This window comes from Pseudarthrobacter sp. J47 (assembly GCF_049810315.1).
Classification (GTDB): Bacteria; Actinomycetota; Actinomycetes; order Actinomycetales; family Micrococcaceae; genus Arthrobacter.
Window position 1 is genome coordinate 546,369 of record NZ_CP187358.1, and the last position, 18,506, is coordinate 564,874.

Genomic DNA, 18,506 nt, shown 5'->3' on the forward strand with positions numbered 1-18,506 from the left:
GAGCCTTTTAAAGTAGGGCGGAGAGTGTTAAACCCGGTATGTGAACCCCGAACTAGACACTCTCCTGACCACACTCTATGCCCTTCTCACCGACCGTGTCCTCCCTGATCTTGGCGTGTCCCGGGACCGGCGGCCCGGGCGCAAGCCCGGGCTCTCCGATGCCGAGCTGCTCTGCCTGGCGGTGGCACAGCAACTGCTCGGATACTCCTCCGAAACCAGATGGATCCGATACGCCCGGACCCACCTGACGGGGATGTTCCCGGGCATCCCGCAACAGTCCGGCTACAACAAACGCCTCCGGGCCGCCGGGACGCTGATCTCCGCGACCATCACAGCCCTGGCCAAGGACACCCCGTCCTGGCACGACGTGCTCCGACTGGTCGATTCCACCCCACTGCCCTGCGGAATGTCACGGGAAACCGTCAAACGCTCCGACCTTGCCGGGCACGCGGGCTACGGCTACTGCGCGTCGCACTCCCGCTACTTCTGGGGCTTCCGCCTGTACCTGATCAGCACCCCTGAAGGAATGCCGGTCATCTGGGGCCTGGCAAACCCGAAAATCGGAGAACGCGAAGTCACTCAGGCCCTGCTGGAAAAAGACCATCACCTCGTCCACGCCGGCCAGGTCATCCTGGGCGACAAAGGCTTCGCCGGCAAAGACTTCGAACGATTCATCACCGACGACCTCGGCGCCCACCTCATCAGACCCGACCGCAAAGACGAAAAGCCACGCTTCGGCAAACTCGGCGGCATCCGCCAATGGATCGAATCAGTCTTCGACACCCTCAAAGGCCAACTCACCCTCGAAAACCACGGCGGGCGCACCCTTGAAGGCGTCAAAGCACGCGTCGCTGCACGACTCCTGGCCCTCGCAGCCGGCATCTGGCACAACTGGCGAATCGACGCGCCCCGCAAACGCTCCCTAATCGCCTACGACCACTAAATCCAATAGGACTTAATCATCTAGTGTTGAGGGGTGAATCAGACACCCGGGACTCCAACCGACGCAAACGCAGCACCGGAAGCAGGTATCGAGGAAGCGCCGCAGCCGGAAGTGGGCGTTGGTCCCTGGGAGGGCGAACTGCCCGACGGCGACCACTGGGATCCGGAGCTCCTGGCAGCGGGGGACCGGCGCAACGTGGTGGACAAATACCGTTACTGGAAGCACGACGCCATCGTGGCAGACCTGGATTCGAAGCGGCACAACTTCCACATCGCGATTGAGAACTGGCAGCACGACCTCAACATCGGAACCGTGGTGCGCACGGCCAACGCATTCCTGGCCAAGGAAGTCCACATCATCGGCCGGCGCCGCTGGAACCGCCGCGGCGCCATGGTCACGGACCGCTACCAGCACGTCCGCCACCACCCCACCGTTGATGCGTTCGTGGAGTGGGCGCAGGGCGAGGGCCTGGCGATCATCGGGATCGACATCTTCCCGGACTCAGTGCCGCTCGAGACCTATGACCTGCCCCGGGACTGCGTGTTGGTCTTCGGCCAGGAAGGCCCGGGCCTGACGCCGGAGGTCCACGAGGCCGCGCTGGCCACGTTGTCCATTGAGCAGTTCGGCTCCACCCGGTCCATCAACGCCGCCTCCGCTGCAGCCATTGCCATGCACGCCTGGGTCCGCCGGCACGTGTTCAACCAGCACGTGTAGCTCCCTGCCGAGATGGCACTTCGCGGCAGTGTTGCGCCCCTCGACTGCCGTGAAGTGCCATCTCGACGCAGGGTTTGGCCGCTTGCCTGTGGATAACTCATTTTCGGGTTCCGTGGGCGGCCACAATGGACCATGCGCAGGGCACCCCTACCCGAACACCTGATCCAGGGATCCTTCTCACTCCGGGCCTCGGACAAGGCCGGAGTCAGCAGGACGCGGACGGCCGCGCGGGACCTGGCCACGGTGTCACGAGGAATCCGCATGTATCTGGGTTCGGAGGCCACAGGAGCAGCGGCATTGCGTGCGTACACCGATCTGGATGATGCTTCGGTCCTGTCCTTTGGATCGGCTGCCCGCCTCTTTGGCGTTCCACTGCCGGGCTGGGCCGAGGAGGATTGGCGGGTGCACGTCGCCCGCAGGAGGGGGTTCAGCATGCCGCGCCGCGCCAACGTGGTGGGCCATTTGCTCACGCTGCAGCCGGATGAGGTGGTGGAGTTCGACGGCGTCCGGCTCACCTCGCCTGCGCGGACATGGCTGGACCTGGCGTCCATCCTCCGCCCGGATGACCTCACTGCGGTGGGAGACTCCCTGGTTTGTGAGCACGGCCCCGATTTTCCCAAGCCGCGTCAGGCGCTGTGCAGCGCTGAGGACCTGGCGGCAATGGTGGCGCGGCATCCAGGCACAAGGGGCATCAGGTCCGCGCGGGCGGCGCTCGAGGACATCCGGGTGGGCTCAGACTCCCAGCAGGAAACCCGGATGCGCCTGACTCTGGTCCGTGCCGGGTTGCCAGAGCCGGAGCTGAACTATGCGCTGCGGGATCCGAACGGCCGGGCAGTTGTCTGGCCGGACGGCGCATACACCGCCCAACGCATCTCCATCCAGTACGAAGGCGTCCATCACGCGGACGGTGAGCAGCACCTGCGCGACATCCGGCGCGCTGATCTCACAACTGCCCTCGGCTGGCTTGAGGTGCGTGTTTCGAAATTCGACCTGCAGGGGGAACGTCCCGCCGTCGTCAGTAAGGTCCGCGCAGCGTTGCAGTCGCGGGGATGGTGCACGAGATGACACTTCGCGGCAATCCCGGGGCGTGGGACTGCCGCGAAGTGCCACCTCGGCGCACGGGTGGAGGGGCGCCGGGCGTAACCCACCGCACACCCGGCGTGGAAATGACTAGGATGGTTGCTAGCCGACGAGGTCCACTCCAGGGTCAACAACACCCGCAGACGAAATTCACTTTAGGAGTCAGCATGCCCATTGCAACCCCAGAGATTTACTCCGAGATGATCGACCGTGCGAAGGCGGGCGGCTTCGCGTTCCCGGCTGTCAACGTGACGTCCTCGCAGACGCTGAACGCTGCACTCAGGGGCTTCGCTGAGGCCGAGTCTGACGGCATCATCCAGGTCTCCACCGGCGGTGCCGCGTACTGGTCCGGCGCTTCGACGAAGGACATGGTTGCCGGTTCGCTGGGCTTCGCTGCGTTCGCCCGCGAGGTGGCCAAGAACTACGGCGTCAACATCGCGCTGCACACGGACCACTGCCCCAAGGACAAGCTGGACGGCTTCGTCCTGCCGCTGCTGGCTGCCTCGGAGGCCGAGGTCAAGGCCGGCCGGAACCCGCTGTTCAACTCGCACATGTGGGACGGTTCCGCGGAGACCCTGCAGGAAAACCTCCGGATCGCCCGCGAGCTGCTGGCCCGTACTGCTGCGGCGAAGATCATCCTCGAAGTTGAAATCGGCACTGTTGGTGGCGAGGAAGACGGCGTGGAGAACGAAATCAACGACAAGCTTTACACCACCGTTGAGGACGCCCTGGCCACTGTTGATGCCCTGGGCGCCGGCGAGAACGGCCGCTACATCACCGCGCTGACCTTCGGTAACGTGCACGGCGTGTACAAGCCCGGTGGCGTGAAGCTGCGCCCGGAGATCCTCAAGGACATCCAGGCCCAGGTGGGCGCGAAGATCGGCAAGGACAGCCCGTTTGACCTTGTCTTCCACGGCGGTTCCGGCTCGTCGGACCAGGAAATCGCTGACGCCGTTTCCTACGGCACCATCAAGATGAACATCGACACCGACACCCAGTACGCCTACACGCGTCCCGTGGCGGACCACATGTTCAAGAACTACGACGGCGTCCTGAAGGTTGACGGCGAGGTCGGCAACAAGAAGACCTACGATCCCCGCGTCTGGGGCGCAGCAGCCGAAGCCGGACTGGCCGCACGCGTAGTCGAAGCCACCAAGCAGCTCGGCTCGGCCGGAAAGACCTTCTAGGAATGTCTGACGAGTTCCGCAAGAACCTGATGGGCCCCGAGCCCACCCTGCTGCCCGCCGAGACCGAGGTCTACGAGCAGCTGGAGGCCGGCCAGGAAGCGCTGGACCTGGTGGAGAAACACCCCACGTCCTCGCTGCTCTGGGCCGTCCTGGCCGAGGAAGCCTGGGCGGAAGGCCGCACCATCGATTCCTATGCCTATGCCCGGGTGGGCTACCACCGCGGCCTGGACTCGCTGCGCCGCAACGGCTGGCGCGGCGTTGGTCCCATCCCGTGGGAGCACGAACCCAACCGCGGGTTCCTCCGTGCGCTCTACTCGCTGGGCCGCGCCTCCGCAGCCATCAACGAGGCCGAGGAACCGGAGCGGATCGAGAAATTCCTCAAGGATTCGGATCCCACAGCCAAGGCAGCAATCGAAGCCCGGTAACTGTTTGGGCTGAAGCACGACGGCGGGAGGTCACCTTTTCGAAAGAAAGGTGGCCTCCCGTCGTCGTACACCACAGGGGTTTCGACAGGCTCAACCACCGATCCCCGGTGATCGAGCCTGTCGAGATCAACCTATTCCATGGCGGCGGGCTTATTGCCTTGGCCTTGGGTCCACCAGATGCTGGGCGGCGCCACAATGAACCTGCGTCCGGAGATGGACGTCGGAACGATCCGCACGAAGTGGTCCTTGGTTCCCGGTTCCCAAGGGAAGAGGGGGAGTGAGAAGGTACTGAGGATGTCGTCGGTGCTGCTGAGAAGCTGTGCTGCGCCGCGAACCACTACACTCCACGCCAGACCGTTGTCCTGGTTGACGCCGTCCGCCTCCATGGCGACGGGGAAATCGCCCAGCGCCGCTTGTAGTTTGGCTCCCGCCCCTGTCCGGAAAACGATGGTGCCGTGGTCCACCGTGTAGTTGATGGGAAAGATGTCAGGCGCGTCGCCGCGCCACACTGCGAGGCGGCCGACGGAAACCTGCCTGAGGAAGTTCCAGCATTCGTTGCTGGGCAACAGTTCGGTCTGGTGCACACTGGCGTCTTTGTCCATACAGCCGATCCTAGGCTCCACGGCGGGGCAAGGGTAGGCACCCGGTGTCAACAGGCTCAACCACCGATCCCCGGTGATCGAGCCGGTACCTCGGTGATCTAGCCTGTACCCCGGTGATCGAGCTTGTCGAGATCCCTACCCGGCCATCTCGGCGTGTGAGGGCCGGCCCAGCGGGATGACCAGTGGCGTCCGGGAGACGGGATCCTCGATCACGCGGCACGGCAGCGCGAAGACTTCCTCCACCAGTTCTTCGGTGATGACCTCGGCGGGGGCGCCTTCCGCCACCACCTTGCCGTCTTTCATGGCCACGATGTTGTCCGCGTATCGGCTGGCATGGTTGAGGTCGTGCAGGACTGCCACGAGGGTGTAGCCCCGTTCGCGGTTGAGTTCGCGGAAGAGTTCCAGCAGTTCGATCTGGTGGGCAATGTCCAGGAAGGTGGTGGGTTCATCCAGCAGGAGCAGCGGCGTTTCCTGGGCCAGGACCATGGCCACCCATACGCGCTGGCGCTGACCGCCGGAGAGTTCGTCCACCAGGGTTCCGGAGAGCGGCGTTACGCCGGTCATGGACATGGCCTCGGAGACGGCGGCTTCGTCGGCCTGGCTCCACTGCCGGAGGAGTTTCTGGTGGGGGTAGCGGCCCCGGGCCACGAGCTCGGCCACTGTAATGCCGTCCGGGGCGATGGACGATTGCGGCAGCAGGCCCAGCGTCCTGGCCAGCTCCTTCGCGGGGATGGCGGAGATGGACCGGCCATCCAGCACCACTTCACCGGCATGCGGCTTGATTAACCGCGCGAGGGTTTTCAGGAGCGTGGACTTTCCGCAGGCGTTGGGCCCTACGATCACGGTGAAGGCGCCTTCAGGGATGGTGAGCGAAAGGTCCTTGCTGATGACCTTCCTGTCATACCCTGCACTGAGTCCGCGGGCCTGCAGCCGGGCCTGGGCCCTGGTGGAGACGCTCACGATTTCCTCGCTTCCCTGGCCAGCAGCCAGATGAGGTAGATCCCGCCAATGGAGACGGTGACGACGCCTACGGGGAGTTGGATGGGTGTAAAAAGCCGTTGTGCCGCGAGGTCGCTGGCCGCCAGGAGCAGTGCGCCCACCAGCGCGGATGGCAGCAGGGCTATCCCCGCGCTGCCGGTCATCCGCCGTGCCAGCTGGGGCGCTGCCAGTGACACGAACGCGATGGGGCCGGCCGCTGCCGTCACCGCTGCGGTAAGCCCGACGCCGAGAACCACTAAGGCGATCCGCGCCGGTTCGGCGCGCACCCCCAAAGCCCGGGCGGCGTCGTCACCCAGCGCCAGGGTGCGCATGGAAAGCACCACAAAGGTGGTGGCAACCAGGGCGACGGCGATGACACCGGCCGCGGGCAAGGCCTGGTCCCAACTGATGCCGTTCAGCGACCCGGCTCCCCAGACGGCGGCACTCATGGCCACTTCAAGCTCCGCCTGCAGTACGATCCAGTGGTTCACGGACGCCAGGACGGCGCTGACTCCGATGCCCACGATGATCAGCCGGAAGCCCTGGATCCCGCGGCGGAAAGCGAGGACGTAAACGGCGAGTGCGGTCAGCAGGCCACCTACCAACGCGCCACCGGCTACCTGCAAGGTGCCGCCGCCAACTGTCAGGATCACCAGGAGGGCTCCTGTGTACGCGCCGGTGTTGAAGCCGATGATGTCCGGACTGCCCAGCGGATTCCGGGTGAGCGACTGGAAAATCCCGCCGCTCACGCCCAGGGCGGCGCCAAACAGTACGGCCATCAGAACCCGCGGCAGCCGCCATTCCATCACCACGGTCTGGGCCATGCCCTCGGCGGTTCCTGTGAACGCGCGCAGGACCTGCCCAACACTGATCTCCAGTTCGCCGGTGGCCAGTGCGACCACGGATACCGCCAGGGTCAGGAGGGCCACCGGGATGCCGACGGCGACGGCGCGGCGGCTGATCCGGAGGCTGACTGCCCCGCCGGCGGTTCGCAGCTGCCACGCGGACTTCCCGAAATCGACGCTCACAGGCCACTGGCCTTTCGACGGCGGGCCAGCGCAACCAGCACGGGTGCGCCAATGAAGGAGGTGACGATGCCTACCTGCAGTTCCCCGGGCACCGCCACCCTGCCCAGCACATCTGATAGCAGCAGCAACAACGGGGAGAGGACCATGGTGAAGGCCATGATCCAGCGCTGGTCAGGACCGATCAGCCAGCGGGCCACGTGCGGAATCATCAGGCCGATGAAACCAATGGGACCTGCTGCGGCAGTGGCGGCGCCGCTAAGGAGCGTGATGGCGATCAGCCCCAGGATCCGGGCCCGGTTGGCGTTGACTCCGAGTGAGGTGGCCAGTTCGTCGCCCAGCGACACAGCATTCAGGCCCCGTGTGCAGAATGCGGCGATCAGCAGGCCAAGAAGAATGAACGGCGCCGCTACCGCGATGTTGTCCATGGACCGGCTGTCCAGCGATCCGATGCTCCAGGAGCGTAGCTGGTCAAAGGCTTCGGGCTTCAGGAGGGTCATGCCGGAGGAGACTCCGGTCAGCACGGCTCCCAGGGCCACTCCGGCGAGCGTGATGCGGACGGGGTTCACGATGTTCCGGCCGGAGCTGCCGATCAGGTACACCGCGGCGGCGGCCAGAACGGCGCCAGCCAAGGCGAACCACACGTAGCCGCTGATGCTGGAGACTCCGAAGACGCCCACGGCCACAACGATGGCAAAGGTGGCTCCCGCGTTGACGCCCAGCACGCCAGGATCTGCCAGGGGATTGCGCGTGATGGCCTGGATCAGGGCGCCGGCCGAGCCCAGGGCCATCCCGGCGCCGATGCCCAGCAGGGTCCGGGGGAGCCGGTTCTCCAGGACGATTGCGTGGTCAACGGTGTCGGCGTAACTGACGAAGGCTTCTATGACGGAAGACATCGGAATCGACTTGGCGCCCACTGCCAGGCTGAGCAGCGCCGCCCCTGCCAGGGCCACAAGGGCAACAAGGAGCAGGAGCAGCCGCCATTTTCCGCGGCGGACGGCCCCAGGCTTCACCCCGGTGGATGCGGGCAGGGGTTCAACAGCGGTTTGCTTAGTGGCGGCCCCGTCCGGAGGCGGAACGGAAGGGGTGGGTGCCATCACGTGTTGCATGTCTATCAGGTGCTCCGGCGCGGGTTGGGGACCTTCCGGACGGGCACCGGAAAAGCTCAGGAGGAATTCACGACTGATGATTAGGTTATCCTTACTTCGTGAAAATTGACGATTCAGTGACGGAGCACGCCTCCGCACGCACCCGCACCCATTCCCGCGGACGAGCCGCAGGCCTGAAGCTCGCCGGTGCCCTGGTGGTTCTTGGCATGCTGGCAGGCTGCGGCAGCTCAGGCGGTTCCTCCAACGCCGCAGGCAACGCCGAAGTCGCCACGGGCGGATCCAAGTTCAGCACCGCCGACGCCGAGACCGCCAAGCTGGGCAGCGACGCCGAACCTGGCGAATTCCCGCGCGTCGTGAAGCACGCCGCCGGCGAGACCACCATCGATGCGAAGCCCGAACGCGTGGTTGTCCTTGACACCGGCGAGCTGGATGCCGTGATCTCCTTGGGCATTAAGCCGGTTGGCATGCCCACCACGGAAGGCGCCAACTCCATCCCCAGCTACCTGGCAGACAAGGTTTCCGGCGTCGAAACCGTGGGCACCATCCAGGACCTGAACCTCGAAGCGATTGCGGCGCTCAAGCCGGACCTCATCATCGGCAGCCAGCTGCGCGCCGAGAAGCTCTACCCGCAGCTCTCCCAGATCGCCCCCACGGTCTTCAGCATTCGCCCCGGGTTCCCCTGGAAGGAAAACTTCCTGCTGGCTGGCGAATCCCTGGGGGAGGAAACGAAGGCCATTGACGCCCTCAACGACTACCAGGAAAAGGCTGACGAGCTGAAAGCCGCAGTCCCGGACGACCAGAAGGTATCCCTGGTCCGCTTTATGCCCGGCAAGATCCGTCTCTACGCCAACAAGTCACTGATCGGCGTCATCCTGAAGGACGCCGGCATTGCCCGTCCGGCCAACCAGGACATCGACGAGCTCGCTGCCGAGGTTTCCGCCGAGAACATCGGCGAGGCAGACGCCGACTGGATCTTCTACAGCAGCTACGGCGAGCCCTCTGCCACCGGCGAAACCTCCGTTGTTGAAGGTGCTGTTTGGCCGCGCCTTGAGGCAGTGAAGTCCGGCCACGCCAAGGCCGTCAGCGACGACACCTGGTTCCTGGGTCTCGGCCCCACAGGCGCCTCGTTGATCCAGGACGAACTGAAGGACCTGCTGACCTAGCCGGTGATCGAGCCTGTATCCGGTGATCGAGCCTGTCGAGATCCCTCCGGGGGTTTCGACAGGCTCAACCACCGGCCGCCGGCAGGCTCAACCTATGCCGGCGTCAGGCCTGTCCGGGCCATGGCGTCGGCGTAGGCGACGTGCATGTCTTCGATGTACTGTTCCTGGCGGGCGGCGCTGCCTGCGAAGGCGCGGCCGCTGAGGGAGCGGACCTTGTAGGTTTTGAGGCCACGGCGCCAGAGCAGCGGGACTTCGGTCTTGAGCAGCAGGTTGGCCAGCCTGTTGGCTTCGGTTCCGTGGGCGACGATCACTGACGCCCGCGGAACCAGTGCAAGGAACTTCAACAGGGGCTTGAGTCCGGCGGAGATCTGGTCCGGCGTGAACTTGCCGTTGGCCTCGCCGGGCGTGTGCCACGGGTGGACGTTCCACGGCATAACGTACTCGGGGCGCATGCCCAGCTTCCACTGGATGCCGGCCATGCGTTCGACTGCGCCGTCGTCGCCGGGGGTGATGAACCCGGAGGCGTCTGCTTCCCCGATGTTGGAGTACAGGCTGATGATGCGGCACTGGTCAACGTCGTGGATGGGGTCTACGTAAGGGACTACGGTGTCCGGCTTGGTGCCTTGGAGGGAATCGCACAGTTCGTTGATGGCTGCCACCGACGGTTCGTAGCGGCGGTTTATCAGTTGATCTCGGAGTGATTCTGGTGCCAGGGCTGTCATGTAGGGCTTGCTCTCCTGCGGTTGGCGTTAATGCACGCAGAAAAGGGTGCGCCATGGCACGGCAGATCCGAGTGGTGTAAAAGGTGTGGGCCGATTCCAAGTCAGCCGCCTCCAGTTTAGCAAGCCCGGGTACCCAGGTAGCGTTCCAGCATTTGTCAAGGCCATTGACAGGTTATGTCCAGCTTGCTTGGCTGGTGTGACAGCCGGCACGTGTGAAGCCCGGCTGTGCTCCCGAGGCAGGTACTAGAGGAATTCGAAAGAGGCACGCACTGTGAGAAAACCACTGGCAACATTCAGGACCCTGGCAGCAACCGGAGCATTGGCGCTGGCCGTGGTGGCAGCACCCCTGCCCGCGGCGAACGCAGTGGGCGAGGGCCCCAACTACGACGGCAACGGCCAGATCACTACCTCCAAGCTGGCCACCTATGACCAGATGGTGTCCTTCCTCAAGGACCAGGACGCACGCCAGTCCGCCATGGAACTGGAAGTCATTGGCCAGACCGTCAAGGGCCGGGACATCCACCTGGTGAAGTACATCTCGGACCCGGCCAAGCCCACCATCCTGTACCTGACCCAGCAGCACGGCAACGAGCAGCTCACCACTGAGGGTGCCATGGAGTTCATCAAGCACCTGGGAACGGCCAAGTCCGGAGGCATCCTGGATGGCGTGAACATCCTGGTGGTTCCCATGCTCAACGCTGACGGCGCCATGGGTGATGTGAACTTCCCGCTGGATGATTACGTGGCCAAGGGGGACAGGCACCTCACCAGGTACAACGCCGAGGAAGTGGACCTCAACAGGGACCACGTGGACAAGATCCAGCCGGAAACCCAGGCGCTGCACAACAATGTGATGCGCAAATACCCGATCGATTACATGATCGACCTCCACCACCAGGGAACCCGCAGCGAGCGTGACGGCGAGCTGGTCTCCGGCTCCATCCTGTACCCCACCACCCCCAATGCGGACCCCGCCGTCGTCGAGAAGTCCAAGCAGTTGGGCGCAGTGGTGTTCAACAACGTCGATTCAACCGGCTGGGGCCACCTGGGCAAGTACTCCGGCGGCAGCGCTGAGACCATCAGCCGCAACGGCATCGCCGTCGAGTACGGCATTGCCACGCTGTTGTTCGAAATGCGCGGTATGTCGGACCACTACCTGGACGGCTACGCCCTGGGGCTGCGCAGCAACGGCTACCTGGTCAAGCAGACGGTCACCACGCTGACCTCCACGGCCGCCGCCATTGCTGACGGTTCAATTGCCGACGCCGACACCTCCTTCTGGGATACCCTCGCCACCCAGACCTCCCGTCCGGGTGAGGAAGCCGACGGCGAGTAGCAGCACCTGCTGTTGAATGGCGGACCGCGGCAGTTCCCTGACGGATCCAGGGAGCTGCCGCGTGCCCGCGACTGGGGAAAGTCCCGGATCGGCTAAACTTGGGTGGTAAGAGCCCCGGAACTCTTGCATCGCTGTGCTCCTCGCGGGCCGGCGGCAGCCAGTCCAGCCGGGGCATTCTCATGTACGGCGCCGCATCATCTTGGTCCGGCCCGAAACGAATGGGGGAGGATCCCATGCCAGCAATCGTGATCGTCGGGGCCCAATGGGGCGACGAAGGAAAAGGCAAAGCCACTGACCTGCTCGGGCACCGTGTGGATTACGTGGTTAAGCCCAACGGTGGCAACAACGCCGGGCACACCGTCGTCGTAGGCGGTGAGAAGTATGAGCTGAAGCTCCTTCCGGCCGGCATCCTCAGCCCCAACGCCGTCCCCATTATCGGCAACGGCTGCGTGGTGAACCTGGAGGCCCTGTTCCAGGAAATCGACGGCCTTGAGGCCCGCGGCGCGGACACCTCCAAGCTGCGGATCTCCGCCAACGCCCACCTGGTGGCCCCGTACCACCAGGTGCTGGACAAGGTCACCGAGCGTTTCCTTGGCAGCCGCGCCATCGGCACCACCGGCCGCGGCATTGGCCCCGCCTACATGGACAAGGTGGCCCGCCTTGGCATCCGCGTGCAGGACGTCTTCGACGAATCCATCCTCCGCCAGAAGGTGGAAGGTTCGCTGCGCCAGAAGAACGAACTCCTGGTCAAGGTCTACAACCGCCGGGACATCGAGGTAGAGGAGATTGTCAGCTACTTCCTCTCCTTCGCCGAGCGCCTCCGCCCGCTGGTCATTGACAGCACCTTTGTGCTGAATGAAGCACTGGACCAGGGCAAGGTGGTCCTGATGGAAGGCGGGCAGGCCACGTTCCTGGACGTGGACCACGGCACCTACCCGTTCGTGACGTCGTCGAACCCCACGGCCGGCGGCGCCTCGGTGGGATCGGGCATCGGCCCCACCCGCATCTCGCGTTCCATCGGCATCATCAAGGCGTACACCACGCGTGTGGGAGCCGGCCCGTTCCCCACCGAACTCTTCGATGACATGGGCCTGTACCTGCAGAAAACCGGTGGCGAGTTCGGCGTGAACACCGGCCGCCCCCGCCGTTGCGGCTGGTACGACGCCGTCCTGGCCCGCCACGCTTCCCGCGTCAACGGCTTCACTGACTACTTCGTCACCAAGCTGGACGTGCTCACGGGCATCGAACAGATCCCTGTGTGCGTGGCGTATGACGTAGACGGCGTCCGGCACGACGAAATGCCCATGACGCAGACGGACTTCCACCACGCGAAGCCGATCTTCGAGTACTTCCCGGGCTGGACCGAAGACATCAGCGGCGCGCGCACCCTCGCGGACCTGCCGGAGAACGCCCGCAACTACGTGCTGGCGCTTGAAAAGCTGTCCGGCACCCGTTTCTCCGCAATCGGTGTGGGACCGGACCGCGATCAGACAGTTGTGATCAACGACCTCATCAACGACTGATTTCCGGTTCCCTGCAGAACCCCGAACGACGGCGGGCCATCCCAGCGAGGGTGGCCCGCCGTCGTCGTCCGGCAAGGGTGTGGGCTGTAGCATGGAGCCAACAAAACAGGTTGGTGCGTGGGGGAGTCATGGTCGATTTTCGGTTTCAGGGCGGGTTGAACGCCCGGCTCCTGAGGCGTGGAACAGCCGCTCCCGAAAAACTTTTAAAAAAAGTTCCGGAACCGCGTAACCCCCGGCACCTGCCCGGCGATTACGTGTGTGAAAGGCCGGGCTGGAATCTGTCCCCCATCACATTCCAGCCTGGCCCTTCCCCCTTTTCTGCCGGCATCCCCATTCCGTCCGGCGCTGTGTCCGTCAAACGTTGGGCAGGCGCCCATGGCTGAAGTATTGACGGACGACGTCCTCCGGGAGTCGAACGCCAGGGATCCCCGACTCTTTGAACTGGTATATCGCAGTTTTGCATCCCAGGTGCTGGGCTATCTCGCAGCCCGGGGAGTGGAAGATCCCGAGGCCCTTATGCAGGAAGTCTTTCTCACCGTCATCCCCCGCATCGAGGGGATCTCCGGTGGAGTGCACGGCCTGCGTACCTTCATTTTTTCCGTGGCTCACGCGCGTATGGTGGATGACCACCGCCGCCAGCAGCGCAGGCCGCTGCAAGTAGCATTCGACGTCGAACGTGACAAGCGCGAGGCAGCATCCGCCGAAGCCGTGGCCATGGCCGGCCTTATTCCCGCCGAGGTTGCCCAACTGATGCAGGTCCTCCTTGATGACCAACGCGAAGTGCTGACCCTGCGGATCGTCGCTGGATTGTCTGTGGAGCAGACCGCGGAAATCATGGGGAAATCGCAGGGAGCGGTGAAACAGCTGCAACGGCGCGCGCTGGAAAAGCTCCGTGAGCAGGCTGCAGTAAAGGATTACGTCACGCCATGAGCCCTTTGAACACCGACCCCCTGCAGGCGCTTGACGAGCTCCTCACCCAGGAAGGCCTGGCAGATGACGCCGGCCTCCGGAACCTGCTCACTCCGCTGGCGGCCATGGCATCGGTTCCAGCCCCTTCTCCCGGACTGGAACTGGCGGCGCTGATGGCGCGCCCGCACACTGCCGCGAGCTGGCAGCGGTGGCTGCAGAAGCACCGCCCCGCCGCGATAGGAATCGCCGTCCTGGCGGGCATGGGCCTGGGAGTTACGGGTGTTGCCGCCAGCAACCCGGATGCCGCCCATCACCTGTACCGCAGCATTGTTGGCGAACCCGGCGGAAGCTGGGTGTGGTGGTGGGAAACCCCGGGAAGCTTGGCCGAAGGCCAGGGGCAGTCCGTAGGGGAGCCCGCGTCTTCGGACGCTTCGCCCTCCGACGCGGCGGAACCGGATGCATTCCGGGCTGAACAACGGGAAGCGGCTCCCTCCGTCGCGGTGCCTCCGGCAGCTGACGCCGCCAGCAAGCGGTCCAAGGCAGCACCAGCCCACGCGGCGTCTGCCGCCGCCAGGCCAGGACCGTCCACTTTGCAGAATGGTCATTCCGGCAAACAGGGCCCCGCTGCATCCACGCCCGGTCACGCTTTGGGCCAGCCGGCACCCGGGGCGCAGCTGAAGGCCAAACAGGAACTGATCCTCGCGTTCCCAAGCCTTACGCCGGACTTCAAGCTCCAAACCCAGCTGACCGCACCACAGCAGCCTGACGCTGACGCGGCGGGCCTGGGTGAGGTCCTCGACAGGACTCTTGAAAAGCTGGTATCCAAGGGCAACTCCGTTGCCAAGGGCGAGATAACAGCCGGGATTGTGGACCTTGACCTGGGACTTGACCCAACCCTGCTGTCCGGTACGGATTCCACGGAATCAACCACACAGCGGCAGGGCCAGCCGGGAACGGACATCCGGATCAAGGCAGGAACGCAGGACGCCACGCCAGGTTCCGAAGACGCCGGGAGCGGTGCCGGTGCACTCCAGGGTGCACAGAAGGGTGTTGCGACGGACAGTCTTGGCCAGGACACCGCTGGCAAGGACGCCGGGAGCTCAGCTCCAGTGCATCCCGCACAGTCCGGGGAAGCCGGGCCAAAAGACGTCCGGGAACCCGGAACCCATGGCGGGTCCGTTGTTGAGCCTGGTGGCGTCCGGGCCCACCAGTCCGGCGAAGGTCCGGCACCGGCACCCGCACCGAAGTCGCCCGCAGATCGTCCTGCAGACGCCAACGGGACCGGTCTGCTGACCGGCCCCGTGGACGTCCTCAAGGGGTTGCTGGGTTCGAAGGGCTAGGCGCCGGCCTGCCCATCCGCAGCTATGGAGCCGTGTAGCCAGCCAGGTTGGCGAGGTCCACGGTGGTTCCGGCCACGCTGACCTGTGAGCCGCTGACGTTGGCGGACGGCAGGGTTGCCGAGCGGCCTACCGTCATAACGACGTCGATCGTGGTGCCGGTGCCGGTCCGTGCGAAGGACAGGACGCCGTTGGCGGTGCTGGCGGTGACATCAGTGGCGTTGAGGACCCAGCCGCGCATCCAGGAATCGCCGTTCTGGACGGTGAACTGGAGCGTGGTGCCCACCATTTCGGTCTGCAGCGTGACGCCGGCCTGCGGGGCAAGCTGCCACTTCCACTCGTGCGAGGCAGCGTCGCCGAAGGTGTCGCGGATGGCGATGAGGGAGTCCACGTCGCCGCGGTCCTTCATGTCCACGGCCGCCTCGCGGGTAGCCGTTGCGACGCCAACGTTGGCTGCGCCGTTGTACTTGACGTAGCCGCCGCCCTGGCCTGCATAGGCGTTGGACGCGAGTGTGGTGCCCTGGCCCTGCGTCTGGGTGGTCTTGCCGTCGATCAGCACGCGGGAGTACTTGGCGGCGTTCGCCTGGTCCTTGCCCGGCTGGCCTGCCCACGTGGTGTCGTGGCTCATCATGCTCAGGCCGAAGGTTTCGAAGCCGTTCCAGCCAGTGTGCTTGTGGTTGCTGTTGTTGAGCTGGAGCAGGACGTCGTCCTTGTCCACGAGGCGGTTGCGGAACGTGGAGGAGCCGGACTTGGCGTCCATGATCGCCGGGTACACCTTGGCGGGGTCCTAGCCCTGGCCGGCCGGGTAGGACTCGGGCCAGTCGATGAACGCCTGGGTGATGTAGCCCGGGGTGTACCACTTGTCCAGCGATGAACGGTGGCCCTGGGTGCGCTCGAACATCTCGATCATCGGGGCGAGTTCCCCTGCCTTGGCGCGACCCAGGTACAGCGGGAAGCTCGCGCTGCCGGCGTCGTAGCCCACACCCCACTGGAGCTTATGGGTCGGTTCGCGGAAGCCCGTGGTGTGCAGGAGCATGTTGGCCGTGTTCGGACGTTCCCATGAGGCGCGCAGGGTGTCGATGCCGGCGTCGAAGCTGCCGGTGATGCCCGGGACGGAGATCATGTTGGTGTAGTCGAGGTAGTCCAGGCCTTCCTGGAACCAGCCGCCGTCCGTGTGGGCGGCGTCGAGGTGCTGGCGCAGCTGGTCCGAGATCCGGGCGATGCGCGCGTCACGCCAGCCGTAGGTGCCTTCGCCGCGCAACGCGAGGTGCTGTGCCAGTTCGGCGCCGCGGATGACGCCCACCCAGTTGCTGGCCTTGTCGGTTCCGACGACGTTCGGGTGCTTGACGTGCTCGAAGAACACTGCGGTCCGTTCGAAGTAGTCGTGTGCGTAGGCCTTCTGCGCGGCGGTCCAGGCCGGGGAAGCCCAGTCGTAGACCAGGGCCAGGGAGGACACCGGGTTGGCGGTGTTCAGTTCCTGCTCGGCCTCGAACGGCGTCGCCGCTGCTGACTGGACGAAGGCGTCGTAGGCGATGGTTGCGTAGGACGGGTCCTGGGTGACCTGGTAGACGAACGCTGCTTCGCGCGCGTAGCGGTCGATCGAGTAGCCGTAGGTCGCGGAGCCTGCATCAACGCGTGCCTTGACCGTATTCCAGGCGTCCTGGGGCGTTCCCGGGTTGGCGATGAGGCGGTTGATCTTGGCCAGCACGTCGGTGTTCAGGCCGATGCGCGGGTGCGGCAGGTCCTGTCGGGAAGCTGTGGCAATGAGCGTTCCCGAGGCGTCCACGAGGCCGACGTATGCAGCGCCGGCCTGGTCCAGCCCGCCGAGGCGTCCTAGTCCGGATACCAGGACGGTCGCCGATGCGGCGTTCGCCGGGGTGATGGCCGACGTCGAACCGACCACCTTGAGCGGGAGCGTTGCCGAAGCTGCTGCGCGCCAGCCGATGTGGTCCGTGGTGCCGTTCGCTGCGATGGACAGGACGGACGTGGCCGTGGTGTCCGTGGCGGGTGCCGTGGCCTGTCCGACGGAGCTGCGGACAACCTCGGCACCGGCGGCGTCGCGGCCGATCACGAGGTAGTTGTAGGTCTTGCCCGGGAGCCATTCCTGGTCCGAAGCCTTCAGGAGCGTGGAGGGCAGGGTGCGGACGCGGTCTGCAGCCGTACCCGTCGGAGCTGCGCCTTCTGCGCGGTGGAGGTCGTACGTGGCGATGTTGGTGGCCGTCGGCTTGGTCCAGGCGACGCTGATGTCGTTGGAGGCCGTCAGGGACGTGCTGAGTTCCATGTCGCCGGTGGACTTGGTGACCTGGATGTCGTCGTAGAGGGCCGTGGCCTTCACGCCGTCGTTGAACGCGTGGACGCGGATCCTGGTGGCGTCGGCGGGCACGACGATCGCCCCGCGGGTGCGCTCCCAGCCGGCCGTCGGGGTGTTGCGTCCGTAGAACGCGGTGCCCTTGGAGCCGTCCAGCACGTCAACCCGGATGCCTGCCTTGCCGGTGCCGCTGATGGTGTCGATCTTGGAGGCGAAGTCCACCACGTAAGTGCCGCCGCCAGCCGGGAGGGTGATGTCCTGTGTCAGGGCGAGCCGGCTGGCTGTGGTGTCGGTGGTGATGGAGGCGGCGTTGAGGTTCTCCATGCCCGCAGCCTTGGCAACGGTTCCAGTGCCGGCAGCGAGCCAGCGGCCCCAGCTGTCCGGGTTGGCGAGGGTGAAGGCTTCGAAGCCTGCGTTGACCGCGAGGTTGGTGAAGGGTCCGTCCACTTGGACGTCGACGTCGTCAAGGCTCATGGTGCCCTGCATGTAGTCGAGCATCGGCTCGATGCGGACGTTCGTCACGCCTGCCGGGACGGGCAGCGTGGTGGCCACCTTGCGCCAGTCCGGGGCGGCGTCGAGTCCGAAGAACTGCGCGGTGCCACCGGTGAAGGTCACTCGGACGCCGGCCTTGCCAGTACCGGTGACGGTGCCCTTCTTCTGCCAGAAGGAGAGGTCGATCGATTCGGAGCCCGCCGGGATCGCTACGTCCTGCACCAGGAAGCCGCGGCTGCCCTGCGTCGAGGTGGCGATCTGGGCGGCGCCGGAGCCGTCGCGGCCCGTGACCTTTGTATAGGTGGCGGTGCCCGCGGGGGTCCACGTGCTCCAGTCGGTGGGAGCGCTGGCACCCCATGCTTCGAAGGAGGGGTTCTTGACCATGTTCCCGGCTGCGTTTGCCGGGAGGACAGGGACCAGGGTGGTCAGGACGATTGCCAGCAAGGGCGCTGTGGCCAGGAAGCGGGCATGCCGGCGTGAACGGCTTTTTGGGGTGGAGATCGGATGCATCTACGGATCCTCGGTTCAGGCGCCACACTCCCCAATGTGACGCAAGGCACAAAAGTAACTCTCAGACCATACGCGCAGAATCCGGGTGATAACAATCACTTTGATTGCATGATCGATTTGTTCAATGTGATCAATTTTGAGGC

At 65.1% G+C, this 18,506-nt stretch carries 17 protein-coding genes; 10 read left to right on the top strand and 7 right to left on the bottom strand.

The genetic code is table 11. The annotated features are described in order from the left end of the window. Positions 1 to 40 precede the first annotated feature (40 nt). The 5 genes from ACPJW8_RS02500 (at position 41) to ACPJW8_RS02520 (ending at position 4,349) form a co-directional block, all read left to right on the top strand. Positions 41 to 943 (top strand): IS982 family transposase, encoded by a 903-nt coding sequence (locus ACPJW8_RS02500; protein ID WP_330187466.1) that lies wholly within the window; start codon positions 41 to 43, stop codon positions 941 to 943. Positions 944 to 976: 33 nt separating this feature from the next. Further along, positions 977 to 1,657 carry a TrmH family RNA methyltransferase gene (locus tag ACPJW8_RS02505; RefSeq protein WP_425256401.1) on the top strand — a complete coding sequence of 227 codons (681 nt, stop codon included), beginning with the start codon at positions 977 to 979 and terminating at the stop codon, positions 1,655 to 1,657. 132 nt (positions 1,658 to 1,789) lie between these two features. After that, on the top strand, positions 1,790 to 2,722 hold the full coding sequence (locus ACPJW8_RS02510; RefSeq protein ID WP_330189682.1) for a hypothetical protein: 933 nt from the start codon (positions 1,790 to 1,792) through the stop codon (positions 2,720 to 2,722). 182 nt (positions 2,723 to 2,904) lie between these two features. Next, positions 2,905 to 3,924: a class II fructose-bisphosphate aldolase gene (gene fbaA / locus ACPJW8_RS02515; RefSeq protein WP_330194033.1), complete on the top strand. Its 1,020-nt coding sequence runs from the start codon at positions 2,905 to 2,907 to the stop codon at positions 3,922 to 3,924. 2 nt (positions 3,925 to 3,926) lie between these two features. Next, positions 3,927 to 4,349, top strand: a complete 423-nt coding sequence (locus ACPJW8_RS02520) for a DUF3151 domain-containing protein (RefSeq protein WP_330189646.1) — start codon at positions 3,927 to 3,929, stop codon at positions 4,347 to 4,349. Positions 4,350 to 4,480: 131 nt separating this feature from the next. Here ACPJW8_RS02520 and ACPJW8_RS02525 read toward each other — a convergent pair whose 3' ends face one another. The 4 genes from ACPJW8_RS02525 to ACPJW8_RS02540 all read right to left on the bottom strand — a co-directional run bounded on the left by ACPJW8_RS02525 (position 4,481) and on the right by ACPJW8_RS02540 (position 8,051). Beyond that, complete coding sequence (locus ACPJW8_RS02525) at positions 4,481 to 4,951, bottom strand: pyridoxamine 5'-phosphate oxidase family protein (protein ID WP_330189647.1); 471 nt, start codon at positions 4,949 to 4,951, stop codon at positions 4,481 to 4,483. 135 nt (positions 4,952 to 5,086) lie between these two features. Next, positions 5,087 to 5,911, bottom strand: a complete 825-nt coding sequence (locus ACPJW8_RS02530) for an ABC transporter ATP-binding protein (RefSeq protein WP_330189648.1) — start codon at positions 5,909 to 5,911, stop codon at positions 5,087 to 5,089. After that, complete coding sequence (locus ACPJW8_RS02535) at positions 5,908 to 6,957, bottom strand: FecCD family ABC transporter permease (protein WP_330189649.1); 1,050 nt, start codon at positions 6,955 to 6,957, stop codon at positions 5,908 to 5,910. Before ACPJW8_RS02535 ends, ACPJW8_RS02530 begins: the two co-directional genes overlap by 4 nt. Further along, positions 6,954 to 8,051: an iron chelate uptake ABC transporter family permease subunit gene (locus tag ACPJW8_RS02540; protein WP_330189650.1), complete on the bottom strand. Its 1,098-nt coding sequence runs from the start codon at positions 8,049 to 8,051 to the stop codon at positions 6,954 to 6,956. Before ACPJW8_RS02540 ends, ACPJW8_RS02535 begins: the two co-directional genes overlap by 4 nt. Positions 8,052 to 8,269: 218 nt before the next feature. Between ACPJW8_RS02540 and ACPJW8_RS02545 the strand changes: the two genes are divergently transcribed. Next, positions 8,270 to 9,226 carry an iron-siderophore ABC transporter substrate-binding protein gene (locus ACPJW8_RS02545; protein WP_330189658.1) on the top strand — a complete coding sequence of 319 codons (957 nt, stop codon included), beginning with the start codon at positions 8,270 to 8,272 and terminating at the stop codon, positions 9,224 to 9,226. 92 nt (positions 9,227 to 9,318) lie between these two features. On the opposite strand, the gene ACPJW8_RS02550 is transcribed toward ACPJW8_RS02545, so the two are convergent. Beyond that, entirely contained in the window at positions 9,319 to 9,948 is a 630-nt protein-coding gene (locus ACPJW8_RS02550) for a uracil-DNA glycosylase (RefSeq protein WP_330189651.1), read from the bottom strand. 271 nt (positions 9,949 to 10,219) lie between these two features. Between ACPJW8_RS02550 and ACPJW8_RS02555 the strand changes: the two genes are divergently transcribed. From ACPJW8_RS02555 to ACPJW8_RS02570, 4 genes are all read left to right on the top strand, one after another. After that, complete coding sequence (locus ACPJW8_RS02555; RefSeq protein ID WP_330189652.1) at positions 10,220 to 11,284, top strand: M14 family zinc carboxypeptidase; 1,065 nt, start codon at positions 10,220 to 10,222, stop codon at positions 11,282 to 11,284. A 233-nt stretch (positions 11,285 to 11,517) separates the two neighbouring features. Further along, positions 11,518 to 12,807, top strand: coding sequence for an adenylosuccinate synthase (locus tag ACPJW8_RS02560; RefSeq protein WP_330189653.1), 1,290 nt, complete (start codon positions 11,518 to 11,520; stop codon positions 12,805 to 12,807). Positions 12,808 to 13,182: 375 nt separating this feature from the next. Further along, positions 13,183 to 13,737, top strand: a complete 555-nt coding sequence (locus ACPJW8_RS02565; protein WP_330189654.1) for a sigma-70 family RNA polymerase sigma factor — start codon at positions 13,183 to 13,185, stop codon at positions 13,735 to 13,737. Beyond that, a complete protein-coding gene (locus ACPJW8_RS02570; protein ID WP_330189655.1) occupies positions 13,734 to 15,056 on the top strand; it encodes a hypothetical protein in 1,323 nt (440 codons plus the stop codon). The genes ACPJW8_RS02565 and ACPJW8_RS02570 overlap by 4 nt, the downstream gene beginning before the upstream one ends. 22 nt (positions 15,057 to 15,078) lie before the next feature. Here the strand turns inward: ACPJW8_RS02570 and ACPJW8_RS02575 are convergent, their stop codons facing one another. Together ACPJW8_RS02575 and ACPJW8_RS02580 are read right to left on the bottom strand one after the other, a co-directional pair. Beyond that, the gene (locus ACPJW8_RS02575; RefSeq protein WP_330189656.1) at positions 15,079 to 15,813 is read right to left on the bottom strand and encodes a hypothetical protein; all 735 of its coding nucleotides are present in this window, start codon (positions 15,811 to 15,813) and stop codon (positions 15,079 to 15,081) included. 27 nt (positions 15,814 to 15,840) lie between these two features. Further along, entirely contained in the window at positions 15,841 to 18,363 is a 2,523-nt protein-coding gene (locus ACPJW8_RS02580) for a hypothetical protein (protein ID WP_330194032.1), read from the bottom strand. Between the last annotated feature and the right edge of the window lie 143 nt (positions 18,364 to 18,506).